This window comes from Streptomyces sp. A01 (assembly GCF_059026195.1).
Genome location: NZ_JBWLKN010000008.1, coordinates 119,584 through 143,695, shown reverse-complemented (window position 1 = coordinate 143,695; position 24,112 = coordinate 119,584). Strand labels below are relative to the sequence as shown.

Here is a 24,112-nt window from a genome sequence, read left to right as displayed (position 1 = left end):
ACGGGCCCAGTCCCGTGCCCGTACGGGCCGTCGGCCAGGACACGCGTCCCGCCAGGAAAGGGAGCCCCGATGGGGCCCCGCCCCCACCCCCTCCCCCGCCCCCGTCTTCGCCTGGTCTTCCGGTACCCACCGTGCCTGCCCTGCGGGGTCCACCGTGCCCGCCTCGCGGAGTCAGCAAGGCCCCGCTGTGCCCACGGTGTCCTGCGGTGTCCCCCGCACCGTTTCGCTGCGGGCTTCGGCGCGTTCGGTCGTGCCGGTCTCCGGTGGGCGGCAAGTCCGGGGCCTCCAAGGACCCGGGTTGCCGCCCACCGTCATGCCGCGCGTGAGAAGCCGACGGCCGACCGGCCGCTGCCACCCGGCCTACGGACCACCCGGCGTCAGCCGGGCGGTGCCGCCATGCCGTACGGCCACGCGGGCACCGTCAGGTGCGGTAGGCGTAGTAGAGCGCACGCGGGTTGGACGCCACGATGCTCGCCACCGACTTACGGTAGGTGTTGACCGAGTGGTAGGTCAGGTACGGGACGCCGCTCGCGCTCCGGTACGTGGTCATCATGGTGTGGTCCTTGGACCCGTCCCTGTCGAAGTCCATCTGCATGACGTCCCCGACACCCATGTAGTAGACGTTGGCCAGGTTGGACGTCCGCTTGGTGTGCAGCGCGAACCACGACCACTCGTTGGCGCCCACCCACGACAGGGACTGATACGAGGAGTCGTACCACCAGTTGCGGTAGTCCGAGTACAAGCCGGAATCGTGCTTCCAGCCGCCCGCCTTCAGGGCCTGGCTGATGAAATTGGTGCAGTCCCCACCGGCGTCGTTGAACTTCCGGTAGGCCGGGTTGTAGTTCTTCCAGTACTTCTCCGCATAGGACGCCATGGTCGCGTAGTTGTAAGCACCAGCAGGCTTCTTCTGCGGCCTGACAGGCCGCGACGTAGAAGCGGGCTTCGCAGCGGGAACTGCTTCGGCAGCGGCCACCGACGGCGTCGTGCCGGGCTCGTTGACCGCCCTGGGGCCGTCGTCCGTGGGCCTGATGCCCGTCAGCTCCCACCTGCCGTCTGGTGTGGCAGCGAAGCTCAGCTCGTGATGTGCCTGGAAACCGGTTGTCGGCGGCTCGTCGCCACGGATCTTCTTGTAGGTGAGCGTCGTGGTCTCCGTGACGGAGACCGTGGCGCGCCCGTTCTTCACGCGGGTCTTTCCCACGGTCGTCTGAGTGTCGGCGGCGGTGTACGCCTCGCCCAGAGCGGCAAGCCGTGCCTTACGGGTCCGGAGCGAGGACAGCGAGGTGTCCTCCGCACGCGCGAGGCGCGCCGAGACGCCTGCCTTCTTGTCGGACAGCGGCGCTATTCGGCGGGTCGACCGCGTGTCCAGCAGCGCCGCCGTGCGCTCGGTCAGGACGGCGTCGGCTATGCGGCCGAAGGCCGCGGTGGTGGCACTGTCCACCGTACGGGGCTCCGAAGCCGCGGCGCTCGCGGCCGTGGCAGGCAGGAGCACAGCTGACAGAGCCACCGTCAGTACCGCCCCCACGGCGGATCTGAGCCTGGTTGGATTCACAATGTTTCCCCTTGTCCCCCAGCCCGGACGGGCCAGGGCACGGAATCTTCGCACGATCTCCCGGTTACCGGGAATATGCACGGAATTCGCGGACAAACGACGAGGTCAGCTCACTGAGGGCGGCAACTCGGTCCCAGCCCAGCTCTCTGGGATGATGTCCAGGCGGGCGGTCGGTGCTTGGACTTGGCGGCGGCGCCGCCGACCACGCTCCCCCGGCCGGTCTGATCGTCTGCCGCCTGCCGTCTTCCCGCATGCTCAGCCCTCTGTGAGCGAGCCCCGGGCTCTGCCTTCCCGCACGGCGGTGAGGTCAGCCGGTCAGTCCGTCGCGGGGTGTCCCCCTGCGCCTGGGGCGGCGCCGCCCTGCTCGCCGGAGCAGGGCGTGTTGCGGAGACGGCCAGTGGTCCGCCCTCCTCCTGCACCCTGCGAACGCCCGGTGCCGCGGGAACGCCCGGTGTCGTGCGGGCGTGCGGCGCCGTGGGGGCGTCCGGTGCTGTGAGGGCGCCCGGAATCATGGGCGCGCCTGGCTACCGCGGTGCGCGTCAGCCACTCCCAGACGCCGCGCGGCCGGGCGCGGGCCGAGCACTCCTCGGTGTGTCCGCGCACCGTCTTCACAGCGGCCGCGTCACGCGCCGTGCAGGGCGGGACGTCGGCATCGTCGCGGCGGGGTGCGCGGCGGATCGGCCGGGCCTCTTCGAGCGCCGTTGCCAGACCGATCTGATGCCAGATCACTTCGTCGGGCTCGTCCGCCGTCAGCACCTGGCCGAGGACTTCGCGCAGGAGCGGTGACTCGGCGCGCACCGGGCTCAGCGGTGGGTCGAGTTCGCGCAGGTATGTCCGCTCGGCCGCGTCGGGCACGGTCTCAGCGAGGTCCTCAGGGCCGAGCACGGCCGCTGAGACGGCGGCCCGCTCCCAGGGGTCAGCGCTCTGCGTGAGCAGCTGGCCGACCCTGCGGGCGCGCCAGTTCCGGCCTCGCCAGTCGACTCCCGCGCTCAGCGCCGCCCGGAGCCGCTCCGGGGTGCGGGCGGCCCTGAGCCCCGGCTCCCGCGCGGCGAACTCCGTCAGCTCCGCGGCCAGGTAGAGCCACACGACGGCCCGGTACCGGTTGACGTAGAAGTGGGCCGGACTGAAGCAACCGCCCCGGGCGAGGCGGGTGAAGCGGCCGGGGCTGATGCCCATCAGGTCCGCCGCCTCGGCTGTGCCGACCAGCCGCAGCCGCGCGCGCAGCGCCTCGGCCTCACGGCTGTCGGCCGCGAGCCGTTCGATCTCCGCGCGCACCGCCCGGCGCCGCCAGGACGCGCCCGGCGTCGGCGCCGGGTCAGGCGGGCTACCGGCCGCTGTCGGGCGGCGCCTGGTCGCCGCGTCGCCACTGGTCGAGCGCACCTCGCCCAGCCGCACGGCCAGCTCCATCTCGCGCCGCTTCCAGCCCAGCTCGCGTGCGGCGCTGCCGAGCGCGACCGTCGCCCCTGCCGTCATCCGCTCGCTCCTTGCCCCTGCCGCCATGATGCCCTCCCCCAGCCGGTCCCTCACTGACAGTGACGACCATAGCTGCGGGAAGGCATCGCGTGGGGAGCCTGTGGATAACTCTGGGCGGCCGGGCCTCCGGTGGTCTACACCCCGCCCGTGGCGCCGCTCTGCTGGCGTACCTCGACGCCCAGATGCTCGCCGACGCGATTGACCAACAGGGCCATCTCGTAGGCGATCTGCCCGACGTCCGCCTCTTCGTGACTGAGTACGCACAGACAACTGCCGTCGCCCGCCGCCGTCACGAACAGCACGCCTTCTTCGAACTCGATCATCACCTGACGGACCCGACCTGTCCGAAAATGGTGGCCCGAACCCTTGGCGAGGCTGTGCAGGCCCGATGAGACAGCGGCCAGATGCTCTGCGTCCTCGCGGACGAGCGACGCACTCGCTCCGGTCACCAGGCCGTCGTTCGACAACACCAACGCGTGACGTATGTGCTCAATCCGCTTGGTCAAGTCGTCCAGCAGCCAGTCGAGCCCTTTGGTCAGTGCCATGCCCCTCGCCTCCCCGTCCGGCATTCCCCGTAACTGCCGTGCCAGCCTTGCTCACCGTCGGCTTCTCGGCAACCCAGCCTTGGCTTTGACATGCCGTTGTTCTCGCCTTGGCACACGATGCGGACATGGCTGAGCCGATGACGACAGTCCTGTGGCGAGCCGATATCCAGTCACGTACCCACACGGGGAAGATCCCGACCGTCCACCCGGACGGCAGCCCGCCTGCCACGCCAGTGTGGTGCCCTCTCCGCGGCGGCGATGTCCTCTTCACCACGGGAGGGACCTCCATGAAGGGGCGCAATCCGGCTCGCGACAGCCGGGCCGTGTCCGCCACAGCGACGACATGCTGCCTTTCGCGTCGCGGTGACGCACGGAAAACGTCACCTTGAGTGATGATCCGGTCGAATCGCGAACATGGGCGGTCAAGTTCGTCATCAGCCGCCAGTGCCCGCCCGCTCGGCTCACCGGGCCCGTCCTAGGCGTGCGCGCCGACCGTCACCTCACCGACCGTCAGTATCGGCTCAGCCTCAAGGAACTGTCCGACGCGTGCCACCTGATCGTCGAGTGCGCGGAGGCCGGTGGCGGACAGCTGGTCGAGCGGTTCGACCGTGACGTGGAGGCGGCGCCCGGACCGGCGCTGGTGCCACACCCCGGCGGTGACGCCGTCGATGAGCAGCACGGCGAAGTTGCCCGCCTGCCCGGTGCGGCTCAGCGCACGCTCGGCGGCCCGGCCGGGAAACAGGAGTGTGCGCGGGTGACAGCCCACGGTGTACGCGTCGAAGTAGGGGAGCAGCCGCAGGCCCTGCGGCGGTTGCGCCGGGGCCGCGAGGTCGTCGGCCGCCAGCCACCCGGTGGTGCCGTCCACGTCGACCTGGCGCAGCTGTCCGGACAGGGAGTCGAACAGCTCGGCCGCCCAGCGCCGGGGGGCGTTCAGCCACTGCGCGAAGTGCGCGGGCGTCGCGGGTCCGTACGCGCGCAGATAGCGCAGGACGAGCTCGGCGAGCGCGGTCGGGCCGTCAGCGGGCTGGAAGCCGGGCAGCCACCGCTCGGGGTGGGTGAAGGTGACCTTGCGGCCGCGGCCAGCGCCGAAGCACAGCGCTCCTCTGTTCGCCGCGGCGGTGATGGCCTGGCGCCAGCGTGGCCACATGCCCTGGAAGGCGGGTATGACGAGATCTCCGGCCCACGGGCCGGTGGCGGAGATGACGGTATCGCTGAGCTCGTCGATGGTCAGCTCCGTGTCGAGCAGCGCGTCAGCGATGGCGGCGATGATCTCTTCGGTCTGCTCGGGAGTCAGCCGTGCGTGCTGGGGCAGCGGGTTCGACGGCTGGGGGACGGCGCCCAGTGCGCCGGTCCACAGCGGCAGGTCCCTGGCGGGCAGCAGATGCACCGTTCCGCGCGGCCCGTACGTCTTGACGAGGGTGCGTTCGCTCCTGAGCGCGGCGCGCACGTCCGCGCGCGTACCGCCGTCGAGTCGCAGGCCGATGCTGAGCTCGGCCGCGCTCAGCACCTGGGCGTGCGCGCCGCACATGGCGGCTGCGATGTCGGCGGGCTGGGTGCCCTGGGCCGCCGGCGCGGCGAGGTGATGCCTGCCCAGCCGCATGGCGCACACCTCACTCCACGTCATGCTCAGAGCGTCGGGCGCGTGAAGGGTCATCGGTGCGGGCTCCCCAGGTGCGGCGATGGACTCGGCTCGACGGCGGACGCGCCCCTGGCCGAGGCCGGGAACGCGTACGTCGAGGAGAAGTTGATAGGAGAGTACGAGGTATTCAGGACAGGTCCCGTCCGCTTTCGCAGCGCATCGCTGGCATCCTGAGCACCATGACTGACACTCCGGGGCGCCTTTTGCGCCTGCTGTCTCTCCTCCAGACGCCCCGCGAGTGGCCTGGCAGCGAACTCGCCGAACGGCTGGAGGTCAGTGCCCGCACCATCCGCCGCGACGTGGAGCGGCTGCGCGAACTCGGCTATCCGGTGCGGGCCACGATGGGCTCGGTCGGCGGCTACCGGTTGGTCGCCGGGGCGGCCATGCCACCGCTGCTGCTCGACGACGAGGAGGCGGTGGCCATCGCCGTCGGGCTGCGCGGCACCGCGGGACAGGCGGTGAACGGCATCGAGGAGGCGTCCTTGCGCGCGCTGGCCAAGCTCGAACAGGTGCTGCCGTCCCGGCTGCGGCACCGGGTCGGCGCGCTCAACGCCGCCACCGTCCCGCTGCGCCTCCCCGACGGCCCCGGCGTCGATCCCCAGACGCTCAGTGTGCTCGCCGCCGCGGTGACGGGTCATGAGCGGTTGCGCTTCCGCTACCGCGCGGTGTGGGGCCGCACCGCGGCCCAGGCCGGGGACGCGGCGGAGAGCGACCGGCTGGTGGAGCCGCACCGGCTCGTGGCGGCCGCCCGCCGGTGGTACCTCGTCGCGTACGACAACGACCGGGACGACTGGCGCGTCTTCCGGGTCGACCGGATACGGGAGCCGCGCCCCACGGGCGTACGGACCCCGCCCCGTCAGCTGCCGACCGGTGACGCCGCCAGTTACGTGACCGGCAAGTTGCACGGTCTCGCCCCCACCTACCGGGCGATCGTCACTTTCCACGCGCCCCTGGAGGAGGTGAACGGACGGCTGGGTGACGCGCCGGGAGACCTGAGCGCGTTGGACGAGCACAGCTGCCGACTGCACAGCGCGGCCGATTCACTGGAGTGGCTGGCACTGCGGCTGGCGACGGCGGGCATCGAGTTCCAGGTCCACGAGCCGCCGGAGCTCGTGGAGTATCTGCGGGCCCTGGGCGCCCGCGTCACGCGGGCGACGGAGGCCGCTACCGGGCGCCCGCCCGCCGGACCGGCCGGACCAGTGGAGCCAGCACGTCGGATACCAGACCGGCGTCGGCCGTAGCGGTGGTCAGCGCCTCGGCACGACCCGGCGGGCCCCTGGCGATCGCCGGTACACGCCTCCGCAGACCGCGCGCTGACACGGCACGCGGACCATGCCGTACGGGCCCACGCGCATCAACATGCGGCGGGCACCCGCGCGCGTGCGCGCGCCCGCCGAGCAAGAGACGCCGAACAGAGACAGGGAAGGTAAGGACCTCATGAGCGATCAGCAGCCCCGCTCTCTCGCGCACACCCGGGAGTTCTTCACTGAGCGAGCCGACAACTGGGACGCCCGGTTCCCCGACGACGGCCCCGCCTACGAGGCGGCCGTACGGCTCCTCGCGCCGCGCCCGGGAGCGGCGGTGCTCGACGCGGGGTGCGGGACGGGCCGCGCGCTGCCCGCCCTGCGGGCCGCCGTGGGCTCCGAAGGGCTGGTCATCGGCGCCGATGTCACCCCGGCGATGCTGTCGGCCGCCATGCGCGCCAACCGTGACGCCTGCGGGGCGCTCGCGGTCGCGGACGTCTGCGCGTTGCCGCTGCGGGACGGCGCCTTGGACGCCGTGTTCGCGGCCGGACTCCTCTCCCATCTGCCGGACGCCGCCTCGGGTCTGCGCGAACTCGCCCGCGTGACCCGCCCGGGCGGGCGGCTCGCGCTGTTCCATCCGATCGGGCGGGCCGCGCTCGCCGCGCGGCAGGGCCGGTCGCTGACCCCCGGGGACCAGCGGGCGGAGCCCCAGCTGCGCCCGCTGCTCGCCCGTTGCGGCTGGCGGCTTGAGTCGTACGAGGACACGGACGAGCGCTATCTCGTGCTCGCGTCGCGCACCGCTTGAGCACTACGCGCGCACCCGCGCGCGAGGGTGCGCGTGGCCCGGCGGCCGACCGCGTACGGCGGAGAGGTTGCGCCCCCGTCGCGGCGTCCTGTGCGAACTTCCCTCGCGGCACCCGGATGCCCCCGGATACGGCAGAGGGCCGGGCGCGGTGCACGCGGAAGGTCACGCGGCGCGGGAACTGGGGCGCGCCGTGGCCCGTGCGACTGGCCACGTACGGCCGAGGACCGGCGGCTCGTTGCCGCCCTTTTCGGAGGGCGTCAGCGGGGACGCGGCGAGGGGGCCACCGGGCAGCCGGGGTGGGTGCCGCGCCGCGCGCCGCGTGCCCGCCGCTCGGCGGGGAACGTACCGAGGTCAGCGATCAGGTAGCCGTGGGGGTATCCCTTGATCTCCCAGTTCTGCCTGGCGTAGTGGGGTCGGCGGCGCGGTGGCAGCAGACGGACGGCCTTGCCGCGCAGCCGCAGCGCGCCGCGCACCGCTGAGGTGGCCAGCGGGCTCGGCGGCTCGTAGCGGAAGGCGCGGCGCAGCGGGGTGTCGAGGACGGCGAGGGTGGCCCCGCGCACGAGGGCGGCGACTGGGCGCGGGTACCAGGAGGACATGAGTTCGCGGGTGGCGTCGGCGACCTTCCGCGCGTCCTCGTCCCAGCCGAAGTGCGCGTCCTCGTAGGCGTCGAGATACCGCTCGAAGCCGAGATAGGTCTCGGGGATGTCCGTGATCCCCATGTGCGCGCCGAGGGTCCGGAAGTACATCGCGGAGGCGCGCTTCTCGTGATCCGACAGCCTCCGCCAGCCGTACGCGTCCAGCCAGCGCTTGGGCATGACGACGAAGGTGCTCAGTACGTAGCGCATGTCGTCGTCGCTGATGTCGTGGGCGTGGTGCATCTGGTTGATCCGGCGGATGGCGGTGCGGCCCTCTGCGCTCGTGAAACCGTGCTCGACGACGGTGTCGAGCAGCAGTGCCGTGTCGTCGTAGCGCTTTTGCGTGCGCTCGGTGAACTCCGAGGTCGCGGCCAGCAGACGGCCGATGCTCGGCACGGCGTAGGTGCGGTACAAGGCGAGTTCGAGGGCGCGTGTGAGGTCCCAGGGGAATTCGTGCGTCACGGTGATGCGGTAGATCTGGAGGAAGTCACGCTCGGGATCGAGCTGCCGGATCTCTCGCAGCCAGTCGTATCGCCGCATGTCGCTGGCGTCCCTTCGGTATCCGTCAGGCACCTCGTCTGAACAGTCAACTCTAGGGGCGGCAAGGCAGACTTGACAGACGCACACGACTCGCAGGGAGGAGTGACGCAATATGTTCCGTAACTTGCGCCGGCTCATCAACGAGGTATGGCTGGCGCCACGGCCCCCGAGGCCTCCACGGCAGCAGAAGGGGACGCACAACCTGTTCGAGGCGGCCGCCGTGCACGTGGCGGCCGCGGCTGACGACGACGACCGGCTCAGCGCGGAGGCGGCGAGCTGGGTCTCACCCGAGGCGATGGCCTTCGGGGTGCACGAACTGGCCCGCCGCGCCCTGGTCACTCTCGCCCGGGAACGTGGTGTGACGCCGCAGGAGATGGCGCGGTCCCTGCTCGGCCTGCCCGCCGTCTGAAGGGGGTCTCCGGCGGCCGTCCCTGTGCTGACGCCCGGACGCGGGCGGTGGGAGCGCTTGCACACCTCTCGCGGCCACAAAGGGGGTGGTCAGGGTATCGACGCCGAGGTTACTGGCTGGTTAGGGTGCGCCGGACAAGGCAACGGAAAGGGGAGGCCGGGGTGCCCACAACGGATGAGACCAGCGACGACGCGCTGTATGTGCTGACCGCGGTGCTGCTCACGCCGGCTCAGTTTCCCAGCGTCCTCGGCGACGACTACCCGCAGGTGTGCGGGGTCCTCGGCCTGGAACCGTACAGCGGCGGGTACGGGCTGGTGCTCGGCCAGGACGGCGACGGCGCGCGCTGGACGGTGGTCACCGATGACGTCTCGCTCGTCGCGTGCGCCATCGCCGCCTGGGACTGCGGCATGGCCTACGACCTCTCGCCCGGCGAACGGACCATCGTGGCCGCCCTGCCCGGCTGGCCGCTGGCGGTGGCCGTCGCCGCCCCCGGGCTGCCCGCGCCGCATGATCCCCCGCCAGGCAGCGGCCCTGGCGCGCTGACCCAGCCGCCGCTCAGCCCGCCGGACTGCGAGAGGTGGGGTCCGGCGCAGCGGCGGCTCGGTGCGGATGAGATCGCGCTGCGGTGGGCTGTCTGGCGGCAGCAGGTCGACGACGACGTGGTCTTCACATCCCCCGGGAGTGACGGCGGGGCGGCCGCCAGTTCGTCATCGGAGGAGTCGGCCGAGGGCGCGGGTTCCGGCCACGGGGGCGTGCGCCGTGTGTTGCGTGAGGCGCACGGTTACATGGACACTCCCCCGCCACCGGGCCGGGTCCGCTCCGCCTTCGCCTCGGGGACCGCGCGGACGCTGCGCGCCGACGGTCCCGGCTGGAGCATGGTGGCCAGGACAGACGACATCGCGTTCGTACTGCTCGACGACGAACCGGGAGAGGTCCTCCCGGTCGGCCGGGGGCCCGGGTTGCCCGCGCTGCTTGCCGGTCTTGACGCGCTGGCGGTGCGGCCCGAGTAGCCGCACGTCCGTCCGGGACGGCGGGCCCGCTGCCGAAGGGGACGCGCGTCGCCTTCACGCGCGTGTGGTGGACAGCCTGCCGGGGGTGAGTCGCGCGCCCCGGCATGGCGGACAGATCGCCCGGTGTCCGCCGTGCCCCTGCGCGAGCGGGCGCGGGCCCGTTGGACGGGGCCCGTCAGACGCGGGCGAGCGGCCGGTGCGGGCCGGCCGGAAGCACCACCCGGATCGCGTCGCCAGGGCGGACGGCGCCGTCCTGGCGCACCACGCCCATGATCCCCGCCTTGCGCACGATGCCGCCGTCCTCGTCCCGGCCCACCACCTGCTTCAGCAGTCCGTCGGCGAAGGCGTCGATCTGGAGGCAGGGATTGCGCAGCCCCGTCACCTCGACGACGGCGTCGGCCCCGAGACGCAGCAGGGCGCCTGTGGGCAGGCCCAGCAGGTCGACGCCGTGCGTGGTGATGTTCTCGCCCAGCTCGCCCGGCTCCACCTGGAAGCCCGCCTCGGCCACTTCGGCGAACAGTTCCTCGTGGATGAGGTGGACCTGGCGGAGGTTGGGCTTGGTGGGGTCCTGGGCGATCCGCGACAGGTGCTGGACGGTGACGCCGAGATGCGCGTCACCTTCCACGCCGAGTCCTGTCAGCAGCCTGATGTGGTCTCTGGCCGGTTTGCTGAATTCGTGCTCGGCGTTGCTGCACACCGCTATGACCATTCCGCCCATGCGCGGATCTCCCTCCCGTACGTACCACCGGCACGCCTGGCTCCTCGCGTGCCGGGCACTGCGGGGGCCCGCGGGCCCCCGGGTCCTGCACCGCCTGGGCCGGTCAGCGCCCCAGTTGCTTGCGGGAGACCCTGCGCAGCCTGCCGCGCTGCGAGGAGTCAAGCAGCAGATACGCGCCGACCGGAACCCCGATCATGACGAGCAGCGCTATCCAGTTCGGCAGCAGCCACAGCAGCACCACTCCTGTGACCACTCCACCGACGGCGACCTTCGCACGGTTCGACATCGCTTCTTGCCTCCTCAAACGGCGTGTGCCGCTTCTTACTCCTCAACGCGTGCGGGGCGTGCCCAGTTCCACGCCCGAGCGCAGCGGGGCGCCGACCGCGTGCATATGCCCCAGTGCCTGGCTGTAGGAGTCGATGAGTCCAGTCTCCGCGTACGGGAGGCCGTGCGCGAGGCAGTGGGCGCGGACGAGCGGCTGGGCGAGGGGCAGGTGGGGGCGCGGCATGCTGGGGAAGAGGTGGTGCTCGATCTGGTAGTTCAGACCGCCGAGCATCCAGTCGGTGACGGCGCCGCCCCGCACATTGCGTGAGGTCAGCACCTGGCGCTTGAGATGGCCCCAGCGGTCGCCGTCGGGGTCGGGGTCGGGCATTTCCATGCCCTTGTGGTTGGGGGCGAAGGCCATGCCGAGGTGGAGCCCGAAGAGCGCGTGGTGGACGAGCGCGAAGACGGCCGCCTTGCCGGGGCTCATCACGGTCAGCAGGAGGCCGAGGTATCCGGCGTAGTGCAAAGCCAGCAGCGTGCCTTCCACGGCGCGTTCGCGCGGCTGCTGCCTGCGCAGGTCCCGGATTCCGGAGACCTTCAGGTTGAGCCCTTCGAGCAGCAGCATCGGGAAGAACAGGCGGGCCTGGTGCCGGGTGAGCCAGCGGGTGAAGCCCTGCCGCAGCACGGCTTGGTGCTGGGTCCACACGAGGGCGCCGACGCCGACGTCGGGGTCTTTCTCTATGTGGTTGGGGTTGGCGTGGTGCCGGTTGTGCTTGTCGTTCCACCAGGCGCGGCTCATGCCGAGCAGCAGGTTGCCGTGGATGAGGCCGATCACCGCGCTGGCGCGGCGGTTGGATGTGATCTGCGCGTGCCCGGCGTCGTGTCCGACGAAGGAGGTGCGGGCCCAGAACACGGCCGCCGGTATGGTCAGGGCCAGCGTCCACCAGGAGTCACCGATCATGACGAGCGCGGTCCCGATGGCGATGAGGACGGCCGCGTTGAGGGTGATGCCGGCGGCGTACCAGAGGGTGCGGCGCCTGAGCATGCCCGCTGCTCGTATCTCGCGCAGCAGTGGCGCGAAGTCACTGCCCGTCGGGGGTGCGGAGGTGGCTACAGCGGTGGCTTGGGGCATGGCGTCTCCGATGGCGGGTGGCGGGTGTGCTGCGCACGTAACGGCCTTACCTGTGGAAACGTAGGCCCGAGTGACCATGCGGGGCCATGATGTCACCACCCCGAACAGGCGGGTGCCAGATCCCGGTGCCGACGGGGGGCTAGCTACACCCACGGGCCCCGGGAAGTGATGGGCGTCACACGGCGAAGTCGTCCGCCCGGCGCGACTGTCCGCTACCCTCGGCCGTTCCGGCGTTCACTAGTCAAATTTGAGGAATGCGTCAGCCTGTGTCATCCCCCTCCTGCCCCGCGACTCCCGCGGAGATCACTCAGCTCGGCCGCAGCACCGCCGTCTTCGTGCCCGGCGATCCCGCGCGCACCGGCCGGGTCGCCTTCTGGCGCCCCGGTGAGGAGCCGCCGCCCGGACCCGGCCCCGTCGAGGACGTGACCGTCGTCGTGCCGGACGGCCCGGGCGTGCGGGCCGTTTCCGTACGCGCCCGCGTGCTGCCCGTACGTGTCGCGCTGCCCGCGCTCACGCGCGCCCGCGCCGCGCGTGCCGACGCCACCGCCGCCTTCTGGGGCGCCGCGGCCGTACTCGGCCTGCAACTCGCGGCGCGCGGGCGGCTGCTGCCTGGTCTCAGCGTCACCGACCATGACGCGTGGCGTGTGGGTCCGCTCGAACCGGGTGACCTGCAACGGATACGGGAGCTTGCCGCCGCCATGCCCCCGGCCGCGCACGCGGCGCCGCTCGCGGCCGAGGACGAGGACGGGCCCCCCGGGGACCCGGGCGCGCTGCTGCTCGCCGAGCCGGAGTACCTGCTGCGCTCCTTCCTCGACGCGGTCGCCGACGGGCTGCCGCGCTCGCCCGCGGCCGCCCTCGCCGCGGGCGGCCCCGCGTTCGCGGCGCAGGCTCCGCAGCGGCTGCCCGAGCAGCGCGGCTGGGCGGCGGGCGTCGCCGCCGGGCACGACGCGGGCGTACGGCTGTCGCTGCGGGTGGAAGTCCTGGGACTGACCGCGACGGAGGCCGCCTCGCAGGACGCCGGAGAGGCGGGGCGGCCGGGGCCGGAGTTCCGCGCCGTGCTCCAGCTGCACAGCGTCACGGACCCCGCGCTCGTCGCCGACGCCGCCCAGGTGTGGGCGGGCGGTTCGGCGGTGGCCGCGGCGCTGGGCCCACGGGTCCGGATGGACGCTCTGCTGGCGTTGCGCCGGGCCGCCCGCGCCTGGGCGGCGCTGGCGCCGCTGCTGTCCGCCGCCGTACCGGACGCGGTCAGCCTCACCGACGAGGAGGTCGGCGAGCTGCTCGGCCCCGCGGGGGCCGCGCTTGAGGCCGCCGGAGTACGGGTGCACTGGCCGAGGGAGCTGGCGCGCGAGTTGACCGCCCGCGCCGTGGTCGGCCCCGCCGATGACGAGCTGCCTCAGGACGGCTCCGCGCTGCCCGCCTTCCTGTCCGCCGAGGCGCTGCTCGCCTTCAGCTGGCGGTTCGCGGTCGGCGACATGGAACTGACCCGGCAGGAACTGGACAGGCTGGCGGAGGCCAGCCGCCCCGTGGTCCGGTTGCGCGATCAGTGGGTGCTCGTCGACCCCGCCGCCGTGCGCCGCGCCCACGACCGGCGCGAGAGCAAGGTGACCCCGGTGACCGCGCTCGGCGCCGCCCTCACCGGCCGCGCCGACGCGGACGGCACCGAGGTGGCGGTGCAGGCCACCGGCTGGCTGGCGGCGCTGCGCGACCGCCTCGCCACGCCCGAGCCGGTGGACGGAGCGGGCGGCCCGCCGCCCGTCGGCCAGCCCGCCGCGCTCGCCGCGACCCTGCGCGACTACCAGCTGCGGGGACTGAGCTGGCTGCACCAGATGACCTCGCTCGGCCTCGGCGGCTGCCTCGCCGACGACATGGGTCTCGGCAAGACCATCACGCTGATCGCGTTGCATCTGCACCGGCAGACGGCGCCGGAGGCGGCCGGTCCGACCCTCGTCGTCTGCCCGACGTCGCTGCTGGGCAACTGGCAGCGGGAAATCGAGAAGTTCGCCCCGGGGACTCCGGTGCGCCGCTTCCACGGAGCGGCGCGCGATCTGGAGACCCTCGGCGACGGCGAGTTCGTCCTCACCACGTACGGCACGATGCGCCGGGACGCCGCCCGGCTGGCCACGACCGGCTGGGGCATGGTGGTCGCCGACGAGGCGCAGCACGTGAAGAATCCGCACTCAGCGACCGCGAAACAGCTCCGCACCATCGGCGCCAAGGGGCGCGTCGCGCTGACCGGCACCCCGGTGGAGAACAACCTCTCCGAGCTGTGGGCGATCCTCGACTGGACGACACCGGGTCTGCTCGGCCCGCTCAGCACCTTCCGCAGCCGCTACGCGCAGGCGGTCGAGGGCGGTGTCGACCCCACGGCGGCCGACCGCCTCGGCAAGCTCGTCCGGCCGTTCCTGCTGCGCCGCCGCAAGTGCGATCCGGGCATCGCGCCCGAGCTGCCACCGAAGACCGAGACCGACCGCGCGGTGGCACTGACGAAGGAACAGGCCGGGCTGTACGAGGCGGTGGTGCGCGAGACGCTGGCGGAGATCGCGGGCGCGGACGCCTTCGCGCGGCGTGGCCTGGTGCTCAAGCTGCTGACGGCGCTCAAGCAGATCTGCAACCACCCGGCGCAGTACCTCAAGGAGGAAGAGCCCGCCATCCCGGGCCGTTCGGGCAAGCTGGAGCTCCTCGACGAGCTGCTCGACACGGTCCTCGCCGAGGGGGCGAGCGTGCTGGTCTTCACCCAGTACGTGGCGATGGCGCGGCTGCTTGAGCGGCATCTGGCCGCGCGCGGCGTCCCGACGCAGTTCCTGCACGGCGGTACGCCGGTCCCCCGGCGCGAGGAGATGGTGCGCCGCTTCCAGGACGGCGAGGCACCGGTGTTCCTGCTGTCGCTGAAGGCCGCGGGCACGGGCCTGAACCTGACCCGCGCCGAGCATGTCGTGCATTACGACCGGTGGTGGAATCCGGCTGTTGAGGCGCAGGCCACCGACCGCGCGTACCGCATCGGGCAGACCCAGCCGGTGCAGGTGCACCGCATCATCGCCGAAGGCACGGTCGAGGACCGGATCGCCGCCATGCTGGACCGCAAACGGGAGTTGGCGGACGCGGTGCTGGGCTCGGGCGAGGCCGCCCTGACCGAACTGTCCGACGCCGAACTGAGCGATCTCGTCGCGCTGCGGCCGTCCGGCCAGAAGGGGGACAACTGATGTCCGACGCGTATGAGGACCTGTACGGAAGCGCTGACGACCGCGCGTACGCGTACGACGACACCGGGGACGCCGGGGCGGGGGAAGAGGCCGCGCCGGGGAGCCCCGGCGGCGGTCAGGGGGCCGAGCGTGTCTTCGAGGCGCTGCCACCCGCGCACGGGCGCGGGTTCGCCGAGAGCTGGTGGGGCCAGGCGTGGCTGAAGGCCCTTGAGGACACCGCCCTCGACGGCCAGCAGCTCAAGAAGGGCCGCAAGCACGCCAGGGAGGGCGCGGTCGGCGCGGTCAGCGTACGACCCGGCCGGATCACCGCCGTGGTGCGCGGCCGGGACCGCACGCCCTACCGTTCCGACGTCCTGCTGCGGGAGTTCACCGAAGCCGAGTGGGACCGGCTGCTGGACATGGTCGCCGACCGGTCCGGTCACATCGCCGCGCTCCTCGACCGCGACATGCCACCGCACCTGGTGCAGGACGCGGCGTCCGCGGGCGTGGACCTGCTGCCCGGGATCGGCGACTTGGAGCCGGAGTGCGCCTGCGAGGCGTGGGATCACTGCCCGCACACGGCGGCCCTGTGCTACCAGCTGGCACGGCTGCTCGACCAGGACCCGTTCGTGCTGCTCCTGATGCGCGGCCGGGGCGAACGCGAGCTGCTCGACGACCTCCAGGCGCGCAGCGCCGCGCGCGCCGGCATATCCACCCCGGAGCGCACGGACGCCCAGCGGGCGCCGCGCACCGTCCCCGCGGCGGAGGCATTCGCGGCGGGAGCGGTCATACCGCCGCTGCCCGCACCACCGCCCCTGGTGGACGAGGCGGGGCGGCCACCCCGGCTGACCGGCGAACAGGAACCGTCCCCGGCGGGGGCCGGCCTCGACGTCGCCGCGCTGGAGTTCCTCGCGGCTGACGCCGCGGCGCGGGCACGGCGGATGCTGACCGCCGCGCTGGCGACCGGTCACGAGGACACCCCGGTCCCTCCTGGTCTGACGCTGTGGCAGGACGCCGTACGACTCGCCGCCGTCGGTCCCGAGCCGCACATCGCCGCCCGCCTCGCCGCGGGCGGCGGCAGGGACAACGCCGCCGACGCCGACGACCTCGAACGGGCTGTTCGCGCCTGGGAACTCGGCGGCGTCGACGCGCTGACCGTCCTTGAGGCGGAGTGGACCCCGGACGCGGAAGCCCTCGCCAGGGCCACGGCGCAGCTCGCCACCGCGTGGGAGGAGGCCGCGCCGCCCCGGCTGCGGGCCACCGGCAACCGGTGGACGGTGGTGGACGGGAACGCTCAGCTGCGCTACGGGCAGGACGGCCGGTGGTGGCCGTACCGCAAGGAGCGCGGCCGGTGGTGGCCGGCGGGGTCCGCCGCGGCGGACCCGGCTGCCGCGCTGTCGGATCTGCTCTGCGAGAGCTGACCGGTTTGCGGAAGCGATGGGGGCGTTGAGAGGTCTTGTCCGGAGTGCTGACACAATGCGGTGGTCTCACCATGAACCAACCGCTACTCCAGAAAGGCCCCCGGGAATGGCTTTCGCCCTGCTGCGCCGCCGCCATCGCGTCACGCGGAGGGAGGCCGCGCCGTTGCCGCGCGGTTCCGGCGCACTGGAATGCGTGGTCCTCGACCCGGTGCGGCTCCCCCTGCACCGGGCCGAGGTGTGCGTACGCGACGCCGACGGGCGCGAGGTGCTGCGCGGGCAGACCGACCCGAACGGGCGGTTCGCCGCGACCGTGCCACCCGGCGCGTACAGCCTCGCCGTGACCTCCGAGGGATACCAGCCCGTACGCCGCGAGTGCGCGACCACCGACGGCGTACGCACGGCCCTGCAACCGCTCACGATGGACCTCGCCCCGCAACCTTCGCTGCCCTCCCCGGGGGTATGGCGGATCGACCCCGACCACAGTGCGGTGCGCTTCATCGCCCGGCATATCGGACTCGCGGAGGTACACGGCCGGTTCAGCCGGTTCGAGGGAACGATGGAGATCGCCGAGCGCATGGAGGACTCGCGCGTCGAGGTGGTGATCGAGGCGTCGAGCATCGACACCCATGTGCGGCGGCGGGACGAGCACCTGCGCTCGGCGGACTTCCTGAACGCCGACCACTACCCGTATCTCCAGTTCGTCAGCGAGCGGTTCGTCCACCGGGGCGGTTCCCGCTGGTCGGTCCAGGGCGTACTGAACCTGCACGGCGTGAACCGCAGCATCGCGCTCGACACCCGCTACCTCGGTCTCGGCACCGGTGTGACGGGGGAGCCACGCGCCGCCTGCGCCGCGTCGGCCGAGCTGCACCGGGACGACTTCACCCTCGACTGGCGCACCATGCTCTCGCGCGGCATCGCGGTGGTCGGCGCGACGATCCGCGTCGAACTCGACATCCAGGCCGTCCAGGCCGCATAGGCAGGCTGCGGGCCGTAGGCCGTGCAGCCCGTCACAGGCCGGTCCGTCGTCGTCATGGGCCGGTCCGTCGAGAGCGGCCCGAGCCACGGCCCCGCCCGCGCGCGCGTGCTGCGGATGTCCGCCGGTCGGCAGCACGTCAGCCGATGTCCCCGGCACGCGCGTGCGCGCGCTCCTCGCACCAGCGGTGGGTGGCCGGTGTACGCCCGGCGCGGCGCGGCGCGACCGCGGCGGGGCTGTTTCGCCACCGCCGTCGGCGAACTACGATGCGCGATCATCGGGCGGGTATCCGCCGACGCACACGGTCGGGCCGAAGGAGAGCGCATGTGCGCAGCCGCCGTACCGGAAGGGCCGCTCGTCATCGGAGTGGACAGTTCCACCCAGTCGACCAAGGTGCTCGCGGTCGACGCGGCCAGCGGCGCGGTCCTCGCGCGCGGTCAGGCACCGCACGTGGTCAGCGCGGGAGAGGCCAGGGAGAGCGATCCCCGGCAGTGGTGGGCGGCCCTGTGCGAAGCGCTGGAGCAGTGCGGCCCGTACGCGCGGCAGGCGACGGCGATCTCCGTCGGCGGCCAGCAGCACGGGCTGGTCACGCTGGACGCGGCGGGTCAGCCGGTGCGGCCCGCGCTGCTGTGGAACGACCTGCGTTCCGCTCCGCAGCGCGACCGGCTGCTGGCCGAACTCGGCGGCCCCACGGCGTGGGCCGAGCGTGTCGGCAGCGTGCCGGCTCCGGCGTTCACCGTGACCAAGTGGGCGTGGCTGCGCGCGCACGAACCCGAGTCGGCCCGGGCCACCGCGGCGGTCCGGCTGCCGCACGACTACCTCACCGAACGGCTCACCGGCCAGGGCGTCACCGACCGCGGTGACGCGTCGGGCACCGGCTGGTGGGCCACCGCGAGCGAGGCGTACGACGAGGAGATCCTGGAGCACGTCGGGCTGCCTCGCGACCATCTCCCCCGTGTGCTGCGGCCTGGTGAGGCGGCCGGGACCGTGCGGCCGCTGCCGGAGCTGCCGATCTCTCCCGGCGTGCTCGTCGCCACGGGGACCGGCGACAACATGGCGGCCGCTCTCGGCATGGGACTGCGCGTGCGGCAACCGGTGCTCAGCCTCGGCACGTCCGGCACCGTCTACGCCGTCTCCGCCGAGCGCCCGGCCGACCCCACGGGCATGGTCGCCGGGTTCGCCGATGCCCGTGACGCCTGGCTGCCGCTGGCCTGCACCCTCAACTGCACGCTCGCCGTCGACCGGTTCGCGGCCCTGCTGGGCCGTGACCGCGAGTCCGTGGAGCCGGGCGGCACCGTCACCGTTCTGCCGTTCCTCGACGGCGAACGCACCCCGCACCTGCCGAACGCCGGCGGGCTCCTGCACGGCCTGCGCCACGACACGAGCGGGGGCCAGGTCCTGCAGGCGGCGTACGACGGCGCGGTGTTCGCCCTGCTCTCCGCGCTGGACCGGGTTCTCGGCCCGGAGGCCGGAGCCCAAGCCCCGCTGATGCTGATCGGTGGCGGCGCGCGGGGCACCGCGTGGCGCGAGACCGTGCGCAGGCTCAGCAGCCGCCCCGTGGTCGTGCCGCGCGCCCAGGAACTGGTCGCGCTGGGCGCCGCCGCGCAGGCCGCCGGGCTGCTGCTCGGCGAGGACCCGGCCGCCGTGGCCCGCCGCTGGGCGACGGCTGACGGACCGTCCTACGATCCCGTCCCCCGTGACGATGCGGCGCTGGAGCGCATCACCGCGACGCTCTCGCACGCCGACGGGCTGCTCCGCTCCCGCTGACGGGCCCGGCGGCCCGCTGCCCCCGAACTGCCCCTGACCCGTTCCCGGTCCACGCGGACGGGGACCGGTCGGGGCGGCCGGGGCGTGCGCGGTCAGAGCAGGCGGTGCATGATGTGCAGCCCGACGTAGCCCTTGGTGGCGTGCAGATAGCCCTCGGGCAGCGTGCCGATGACCTCGAAGCCCAGTGCGCGCCACAGCGCGACGGCCCGGGTGTTGGTCTCGACGACCGCGTTGAACTGCATCGCCCGGTAGCCCTCGGAGCGGGCCCAGTCCAGGACGTACTCACCCAGGGCGCGGCCCACGCCTTGCCCGGAGCGCTCGGGGTCGACCATGAAGCTCGCGCTGGCGATGTGCGACGCCGGTCCCATGTGGTTGGGGTTCATCTTGGCCGTGCCGAGCACCGTCCGGTCGGAATCGACGGCGACGACCGTACGGCTCGGCGGCGCGAGCATCCACATCTCGCGCGCCCGCTCCTCCCTGGTGTCCCGGTCCCAGGTGTACGTCTCGCCCGCGGCGACGATCGTGCGCAGGAAGGGCCAGATGGCGGGCCAGTCATCGGCGGTGGCGGTTCTGATCAGCATGGCGGCCAGCATGTGGGACCAGGCGCCAGAACGCGACTGCCTTCATGGCGTTCGGCACGTGGGAAACGGGAGTGCGCGGGCGGCGACGCGCGCGAATCGATCTTTCCCGCGTAATTAAATCCGTTGATAGTACTGTTTGTCGGTGGCTACAGAGAGCTCCGGCAGAGATGGCACTGCGACGAAGACCACAGCGGCCCGGCTGCTCCCGGGACGCGGCGGCGGCGAGGTGGTGGGCGTTCCGCCGCGCGCCGCGCCCGGTGCGGCCTGAGCACGCGGCGTACGGGCGCACGCCGTGGCGGGGCCTGGGTCCGCGTCCCGTCAGCCGCGCGCGGTCCTCAGCGGTTCGCGCGCAGGAACGCCTCAAGACCGGCGAGATCGTCCGTGTTGAGGTGATCGACACCCGCGGCTACGAGTTCGCGCCAGACCGCCTCGCGGGCGGGGCCCGGCAGATCGGGCGTGGCCCAGAAGCGCACCCGCTGCCGGTCGGCGTGGGCGGTGTCCACGACCTGCCGCAGCAACGCCCGCTCGTTCATCGGCATCGCGCCGACGCCCTGCCAGGTGAAGCTGTGCGTCCAGTTGCTGCTGACGAGCGGCATGAAGGAGGCGGGCACGCCGACGCCGAGGTCACTCAGGCGCCCGTCGTAGAAGGCGTAGCGCACCCGCTCGGCCTCCATGGGAGCCCGAGCGGCCCGGTCACCGGAGATGACCGGGGTCACCGCGCCCCGGAACACCTTGCCGCCCGCGGTGACACTGAGCATCGAGCGGTAGCGGCGCAGCCGCTTGGACAGGGCGAGGTAGGTGGGCTCCCCCAGGTTCTTGATGTCGATCAGGAGTTGCAGGGAGAGGTCGTGGCCACGGTAGACACGGCCGTGGTTGGCGCGTACGCGGCGCAGCAGCGGGTCGAGGTAGAGCCGTTCCAGCGTGCGGGCGGGGTCGAGGTCCACCTCGTCGTGCGCGACCAGCAGCCGGCCGTCCACCAGCCAGATGTCCGCCTCCACGCTGCCGAAGCCGTGGGAGAGCGCGTCGAACAGCGGGCGGGGGTGCTCGTAGTCGTTGTGGGCGTGCGCCTGGCGCAGCGGGGGTTTACCCGTGCGGGAGGCCGGTGGCAGGGCGCGGGACTCGGCGTACGCGGGGGCTGCCATGCCACCGGCGACGGCGGCTCCGAGGGTGACGACGAAGGCTCTGCGGGTGTGGACCATGGGGGCCTCCTGGCTCTCGTCCCGGCGTGCGGCCGGGTGTGCACGGCGGACGCCAGTGAGTATCGGGCGCGCCGGGGCTCTTGGGCAGGGACGCGCGCAGAGTTTCGTAGGTGGACGTCAGCCATTTCCCTGCCGTTCTGGGTGGTCGGCGCGGTGTGCGGGAAAACCATTCGTGGCGAGTGGCGAGTGGCGCGATGCCTGGAGGAAACGTGTCTCGACGGGTAAGCCGCGCACGCGCGGCACTTGGTGTACTGGCGGCGTGGGCGGCACTGGCCGGCGGCGGTCTGGTCGCGGCTCCCACGGCGAGTGGCGCGGATACCGGGCCGCGGTTCACCGAGCGCACGGACATCGCGCCGGGTGTGGAGTACCGGGCGTTCTCGGTGCCGTCCTCCCATGGCATGGCGTACGGGCATCTGGTGTCGGTCGATCTGGACAACCGGCGGACCTCCCTCGACCTGGTCCACCCGGGCGCGGTCGGGGCCCGTGCGCCCCTGTCGGAACTCGCGGGCAGGCGAGGAGCGGTGGCCGCCGTCAACGGTGACTTCTTCAACATCTCCGAGGCCCAGCACCCCGGTGTCGAGGCGACGGGCGCCCCGGTGGGGCCCGCCATCGCCGCGGGGCACCGGCTCAAGGGCGCGGTGCCGCAGGGGCAGCGCTTCGGCCCTGAACTGCCGCCGGGCACGAGCACCGAGGACGTCATCGGCGTGGGCACCAACCACACCGCGCGGCTCGACCGGCTCCGGCTGCGGGGGTCGGTGTCGACACCGGACGGCACGCTCGCGCTGCGCGGCCTGAACCAGTACGCGCTGGCCGAGGGCGGCATCGGCGCGTTCACGAAGGAGTGGGGCGTGACCTCACGCGTGCGCGCGACGTGCGGCACGGACACCGACCGGGCGGCACCGTGCAGCACGGAGACGCACGAGGTGACGGTCCGCAAGGGCAGGGTGGCGGCGGTGTCCGGGACACCGGGTCGCGGCCCGGTCGCCGCGGACTCGGTGGTCCTGGTGGGCCGCGAGGCGGGCGCGCGGGCGCTGCGTGAGCTGGAGCCGGGCGACCGCGTACGGGTGCGGCACCAGCTGGCCGCCAGCCGACCGGGCCCGCTGGCGTTCGCCGTGGGCGGGTACCCGATCGTGCGCGGGAGCCGTCCCCTGGACGGCCTGGACACCGACACGTCCGCCGTGCGCTCGGCGGCGGGCATCGGCGACGGGGGCCACCGGCTGTACTTGCTGTCACTGGACGGCCGCCCGGAGTACCGCAAGGGGCTGACCATCGCGGAGCTGGCCGACCTCATGCGGGAGCTGGGGGCGGAGGACGCGATGAATCTGGACGGCGGCGGTTCCTCGACGCTGGTGACACGGAACCCCGACAGCCCCCAGACAGTTGTGCGAAACAACCCTTCCGGGGGTACGGAGCGAGCTATTCCCAATGGGATCGGTGTATTTACCTGACCTTAACTCATCCATTTATGCCACCCATTTGAGTGAATGCACCCCCCTTACCGCGCTGCTACCTTCGAGGGTGCTGAGCGGTATTCATCCGCAAGTCCGCAGTCCGGGGATGGGTGAGCATTCACTATGACGACGTCAGTGGACCCGAGTTCGGCCGACGGCGAAGGCCAGCAGCAGCTGAGTCTGGGTACGGCCGCGGCGCGACAACTCGCCACGACGACCAAAACGGTTCCTCAGATGCAGGGCATCACCTCCCGGTGGCTGTTGCGCGTACTGCCGTGGGTGCCGGTATCCAGTGGCACATACCGGGTCAACCGGCGGCTGAGCTATACGGTCGGAGACGGCCGGGTCACCTTTGCCGCGACCGGGGCCGAGGTCAGAGTGATCCCGCCCGAGCTCCGCGAATTGCCCTTGCTCCGCGCGTTCACCGACGACGACGCCCTCACGACCCTCGCGGACAGGTTCGCGCAGCGCGACTTCAGGCCGGGCGAGGTGCTGGTGGAAGCCGGTCAGCCCGCGGACCAGGCCATACTGATCGCCCACGGCAAGCTGAGCCGGATCGGCACGGGGAAGTACGGCGCGGAGACCGCGCTGGGCACGATCGCCGCGGGTGACCACTTCGGTGGGCATGCGCTGGCGGGGCCAGAGCAGACCTGGCCCTATACGGTCAAAGCCGTCACCAGCGGCACGGTGCTGACGCTCTCACGCCACACCTTCCAGCGTCTCGCCGCCCGCAACCCGACGCTCAGCGCTCACGTCGAGCGGTATCTGCGCGACGAGCGGCTGCCACGCAACGCTCAGGGCGAGGCGGCGATCGAGGTGGCCGCGGGGCATGCGGGCGAGCCGGTGCTGGCGGGCACCTTCGCCGATTACGAGCTGTCGCCCCGCGAGTACGAGATGAGCGTCGCCCAGACCATCCTGCGCGTCCACACCCGGGTCGCCGACCTCTACAACGACCCCATGAGCCAGGTCGAGGAACAACTCCGGCTCACCGTCGAAGCACTCCGCGAGCGCCAAGAACACGAACTGGTCAACAACCGCGACTTCGGCCTGCTGCACAACGCCGACCTCGGCCAGCGCATCCACACCCGCGGCGGGCCGCCCACCCCCGACGACCTCGACGACCTTTTGGCCGCCGTATGGAAAGAGCCCAGCGTCATCCTCGCCCATCCGCGCGCTATCGCCGCAATGGCCCGCGAATTCAACCACCGGGGCATCTATCCGCAGAACATCGACCATTTCGGCCACTCAGTCCCGGCTTGGCGGGGCGTTCCCGTACTTCCCTGCAACAAGATCGGCGTGAGTGAAAGCGGTACGACGTCCATTCTCGCGCTGCGTACCGGCGAGGAGAGACAAGGCGTTGTCGGGCTTCAGCCAACGGCGGTGCCCGATGAATTCCAGCCCGGCTTGTCCGTCCGCTTTATGGGGATCAACGAACAGGCCATCACTTCCTATCTGGTCAGCGCGTATTACTCCGCCGCCGTTCTCGTACCCGACGCCCTCGGAATCCTCGAAGACGTCGAAACCGGCTGTTGACCTCCGCACGGACTCACCACAGCGATACGTCACCCATTCCGGCAA

Annotated in this window: 20 protein-coding genes; 10 read left to right on the top strand and 10 right to left on the bottom strand. The window is 72.4% G+C overall.

The genetic code is table 11. From position 1 onward, the window contains the following. Window positions 1-421 precede the first annotated feature (421 nt). From AC5P1B_RS13255 to AC5P1B_RS13240, 4 genes are all read right to left on the bottom strand, one after another. Window positions 422-1,549, bottom strand: coding sequence for an amidase domain-containing protein (locus tag AC5P1B_RS13255; RefSeq protein WP_493887172.1), 1,128 nt, complete (start codon window positions 1,547-1,549; stop codon window positions 422-424). Window positions 1,550-1,864: 315 nt separating this feature from the next. Next, window positions 1,865-3,022 carry a DUF6397 family protein gene (locus tag AC5P1B_RS13250; protein ID WP_493887171.1) on the bottom strand — a complete coding sequence of 386 codons (1,158 nt, stop codon included), beginning with the start codon at window positions 3,020-3,022 and terminating at the stop codon, window positions 1,865-1,867. A gap of 134 nt (window positions 3,023-3,156) precedes the next feature. Further along, window positions 3,157-3,567: a roadblock/LC7 domain-containing protein gene (locus tag AC5P1B_RS13245; RefSeq protein ID WP_493887170.1), complete on the bottom strand. Its 411-nt coding sequence runs from the start codon at window positions 3,565-3,567 to the stop codon at window positions 3,157-3,159. A gap of 475 nt (window positions 3,568-4,042) precedes the next feature. Beyond that, the gene (locus AC5P1B_RS13240; protein WP_493887169.1) at window positions 4,043-5,191 is read right to left on the bottom strand and encodes a winged helix DNA-binding domain-containing protein; all 1,149 of its coding nucleotides are present in this window, start codon (window positions 5,189-5,191) and stop codon (window positions 4,043-4,045) included. A 194-nt stretch (window positions 5,192-5,385) separates the two neighbouring features. Between AC5P1B_RS13240 and AC5P1B_RS13235 the strand changes: the two genes are divergently transcribed. Both AC5P1B_RS13235 and AC5P1B_RS13230 read left to right on the top strand, forming a co-directional pair. Beyond that, the gene (locus tag AC5P1B_RS13235) at window positions 5,386-6,447 is read left to right on the top strand and encodes a helix-turn-helix transcriptional regulator (RefSeq protein ID WP_493887168.1); all 1,062 of its coding nucleotides are present in this window, start codon (window positions 5,386-5,388) and stop codon (window positions 6,445-6,447) included. A 196-nt stretch (window positions 6,448-6,643) separates the two neighbouring features. Next, the gene (locus AC5P1B_RS13230) at window positions 6,644-7,255 is read left to right on the top strand and encodes a class I SAM-dependent methyltransferase (RefSeq protein ID WP_493887167.1); all 612 of its coding nucleotides are present in this window, start codon (window positions 6,644-6,646) and stop codon (window positions 7,253-7,255) included. Window positions 7,256-7,512: 257 nt separating this feature from the next. Here the strand turns inward: AC5P1B_RS13230 and AC5P1B_RS13225 are convergent, their stop codons facing one another. Beyond that, the gene (locus AC5P1B_RS13225) at window positions 7,513-8,430 is read right to left on the bottom strand and encodes an oxygenase MpaB family protein (protein ID WP_493887166.1); all 918 of its coding nucleotides are present in this window, start codon (window positions 8,428-8,430) and stop codon (window positions 7,513-7,515) included. A 112-nt stretch (window positions 8,431-8,542) separates the two neighbouring features. Here AC5P1B_RS13225 and AC5P1B_RS13220 point away from each other — a divergent pair, with 112 nt between their 5' ends. Both AC5P1B_RS13220 and AC5P1B_RS13215 read left to right on the top strand, forming a co-directional pair. Then, on the top strand, window positions 8,543-8,839 hold the full coding sequence (locus AC5P1B_RS13220) for a hypothetical protein (RefSeq protein ID WP_493887165.1): 297 nt from the start codon (window positions 8,543-8,545) through the stop codon (window positions 8,837-8,839). Between the two features lie 161 nt (window positions 8,840-9,000). Further along, on the top strand, window positions 9,001-9,849 hold the full coding sequence (locus AC5P1B_RS13215) for a hypothetical protein (RefSeq protein WP_493887164.1): 849 nt from the start codon (window positions 9,001-9,003) through the stop codon (window positions 9,847-9,849). Between the two features lie 175 nt (window positions 9,850-10,024). Here AC5P1B_RS13215 and AC5P1B_RS13210 read toward each other — a convergent pair whose 3' ends face one another. The 3 genes from AC5P1B_RS13210 to AC5P1B_RS13200 all read right to left on the bottom strand — a co-directional run bounded on the left by AC5P1B_RS13210 (window position 10,025) and on the right by AC5P1B_RS13200 (window position 11,963). Then, on the bottom strand, window positions 10,025-10,567 hold the full coding sequence (locus AC5P1B_RS13210) for an MOSC domain-containing protein (RefSeq protein ID WP_493887163.1): 543 nt from the start codon (window positions 10,565-10,567) through the stop codon (window positions 10,025-10,027). A gap of 103 nt (window positions 10,568-10,670) precedes the next feature. After that, the gene (locus tag AC5P1B_RS13205; protein WP_493887162.1) at window positions 10,671-10,853 is read right to left on the bottom strand and encodes a tail-anchor membrane protein; all 183 of its coding nucleotides are present in this window, start codon (window positions 10,851-10,853) and stop codon (window positions 10,671-10,673) included. A 42-nt stretch (window positions 10,854-10,895) separates the two neighbouring features. Next, complete coding sequence (locus tag AC5P1B_RS13200) at window positions 10,896-11,963, bottom strand: fatty acid desaturase family protein (RefSeq protein ID WP_493887161.1); 1,068 nt, start codon at window positions 11,961-11,963, stop codon at window positions 10,896-10,898. A gap of 254 nt (window positions 11,964-12,217) precedes the next feature. Here AC5P1B_RS13200 and AC5P1B_RS13195 point away from each other — a divergent pair, with 254 nt between their 5' ends. From AC5P1B_RS13195 to xylB, 4 genes are all read left to right on the top strand, one after another. After that, window positions 12,218-15,163, top strand: a complete 2,946-nt coding sequence (locus AC5P1B_RS13195; protein ID WP_493887160.1) for an SCO1167/SCO6262 family helicase — start codon at window positions 12,218-12,220, stop codon at window positions 15,161-15,163. After that, window positions 15,163-16,563 (top strand): SWIM zinc finger family protein, encoded by a 1,401-nt coding sequence (locus AC5P1B_RS13190; protein WP_493887158.1) that lies wholly within the window; start codon window positions 15,163-15,165, stop codon window positions 16,561-16,563. Before AC5P1B_RS13195 ends, AC5P1B_RS13190 begins: the two co-directional genes overlap by 1 nt. A gap of 106 nt (window positions 16,564-16,669) precedes the next feature. After that, window positions 16,670-17,539, top strand: a complete 870-nt coding sequence (locus tag AC5P1B_RS13185; protein WP_493887157.1) for a YceI family protein — start codon at window positions 16,670-16,672, stop codon at window positions 17,537-17,539. A gap of 321 nt (window positions 17,540-17,860) precedes the next feature. Continuing rightward, window positions 17,861-19,303, top strand: coding sequence for a xylulokinase (gene xylB / locus AC5P1B_RS13180; protein ID WP_493887156.1), 1,443 nt, complete (start codon window positions 17,861-17,863; stop codon window positions 19,301-19,303). A gap of 92 nt (window positions 19,304-19,395) precedes the next feature. Here xylB and AC5P1B_RS13175 read toward each other — a convergent pair whose 3' ends face one another. Together AC5P1B_RS13175 and AC5P1B_RS13170 are read right to left on the bottom strand one after the other, a co-directional pair. After that, window positions 19,396-19,884: a GNAT family N-acetyltransferase gene (locus AC5P1B_RS13175; RefSeq protein ID WP_493887155.1), complete on the bottom strand. Its 489-nt coding sequence runs from the start codon at window positions 19,882-19,884 to the stop codon at window positions 19,396-19,398. A 335-nt stretch (window positions 19,885-20,219) separates the two neighbouring features. Then, complete coding sequence (locus AC5P1B_RS13170) at window positions 20,220-21,083, bottom strand: phosphatidylinositol-specific phospholipase C/glycerophosphodiester phosphodiesterase family protein (protein WP_493887154.1); 864 nt, start codon at window positions 21,081-21,083, stop codon at window positions 20,220-20,222. 209 nt (window positions 21,084-21,292) lie between these two features. Between AC5P1B_RS13170 and AC5P1B_RS13165 the strand changes: the two genes are divergently transcribed. Beyond that, a complete protein-coding gene (locus AC5P1B_RS13165; protein ID WP_493887153.1) occupies window positions 21,293-22,531 on the top strand; it encodes a phosphodiester glycosidase family protein in 1,239 nt (412 codons plus the stop codon). 126 nt (window positions 22,532-22,657) lie between these two features. Continuing rightward, the gene (locus tag AC5P1B_RS13160; RefSeq protein WP_493887152.1) at window positions 22,658-24,067 is read left to right on the top strand and encodes a family 2B encapsulin nanocompartment shell protein; all 1,410 of its coding nucleotides are present in this window, start codon (window positions 22,658-22,660) and stop codon (window positions 24,065-24,067) included. The last annotated feature ends 45 nt before the right edge of the window (window positions 24,068-24,112 follow it).

Bases quoted from the DNA above. Each gene is read 5' to 3' on its own strand.
- AC5P1B_RS13250 (WP_493887171.1), bottom strand. From the start codon at position 3,022: ATGACGGCAGGGGCGACGGTCGCGCTCGGCAGCGCCGCACGCGAGCTG.
- AC5P1B_RS13245 (WP_493887170.1), bottom strand. From the start codon at position 3,567: ATGGCACTGACCAAAGGGCTCGACTGGCTGCTGGACGACTTGACCAAG.
- AC5P1B_RS13240 (WP_493887169.1), bottom strand. From the start codon at position 5,191: ATGACGTGGAGTGAGGTGTGCGCCATGCGGCTGGGCAGGCATCACCTC.
- AC5P1B_RS13235 (WP_493887168.1), top strand. From the start codon at position 5,386: ATGACTGACACTCCGGGGCGCCTTTTGCGCCTGCTGTCTCTCCTCCAG.
- AC5P1B_RS13230 (WP_493887167.1), top strand. From the start codon at position 6,644: ATGAGCGATCAGCAGCCCCGCTCTCTCGCGCACACCCGGGAGTTCTTC.
- AC5P1B_RS13225 (WP_493887166.1), bottom strand. From the start codon at position 8,430: ATGCGGCGATACGACTGGCTGCGAGAGATCCGGCAGCTCGATCCCGAG.
- AC5P1B_RS13220 (WP_493887165.1), top strand. From the start codon at position 8,543: ATGTTCCGTAACTTGCGCCGGCTCATCAACGAGGTATGGCTGGCGCCA.
- AC5P1B_RS13210 (WP_493887163.1), bottom strand. From the start codon at position 10,567: ATGGGCGGAATGGTCATAGCGGTGTGCAGCAACGCCGAGCACGAATTC.
- AC5P1B_RS13205 (WP_493887162.1), bottom strand. From the start codon at position 10,853: ATGTCGAACCGTGCGAAGGTCGCCGTCGGTGGAGTGGTCACAGGAGTG.
- AC5P1B_RS13200 (WP_493887161.1), bottom strand. From the start codon at position 11,963: ATGCCCCAAGCCACCGCTGTAGCCACCTCCGCACCCCCGACGGGCAGT.
- AC5P1B_RS13195 (WP_493887160.1), top strand. From the start codon at position 12,218: ATGCGTCAGCCTGTGTCATCCCCCTCCTGCCCCGCGACTCCCGCGGAG.
- AC5P1B_RS13190 (WP_493887158.1), top strand. From the start codon at position 15,163: ATGTCCGACGCGTATGAGGACCTGTACGGAAGCGCTGACGACCGCGCG.
- AC5P1B_RS13185 (WP_493887157.1), top strand. From the start codon at position 16,670: ATGGCTTTCGCCCTGCTGCGCCGCCGCCATCGCGTCACGCGGAGGGAG.
- xylB (WP_493887156.1), top strand. From the start codon at position 17,861: ATGTGCGCAGCCGCCGTACCGGAAGGGCCGCTCGTCATCGGAGTGGAC.
- AC5P1B_RS13175 (WP_493887155.1), bottom strand. From the start codon at position 19,884: ATGCTGATCAGAACCGCCACCGCCGATGACTGGCCCGCCATCTGGCCC.
- AC5P1B_RS13170 (WP_493887154.1), bottom strand. From the start codon at position 21,083: ATGGTCCACACCCGCAGAGCCTTCGTCGTCACCCTCGGAGCCGCCGTC.
- AC5P1B_RS13160 (WP_493887152.1), top strand. From the start codon at position 22,658: ATGACGACGTCAGTGGACCCGAGTTCGGCCGACGGCGAAGGCCAGCAG.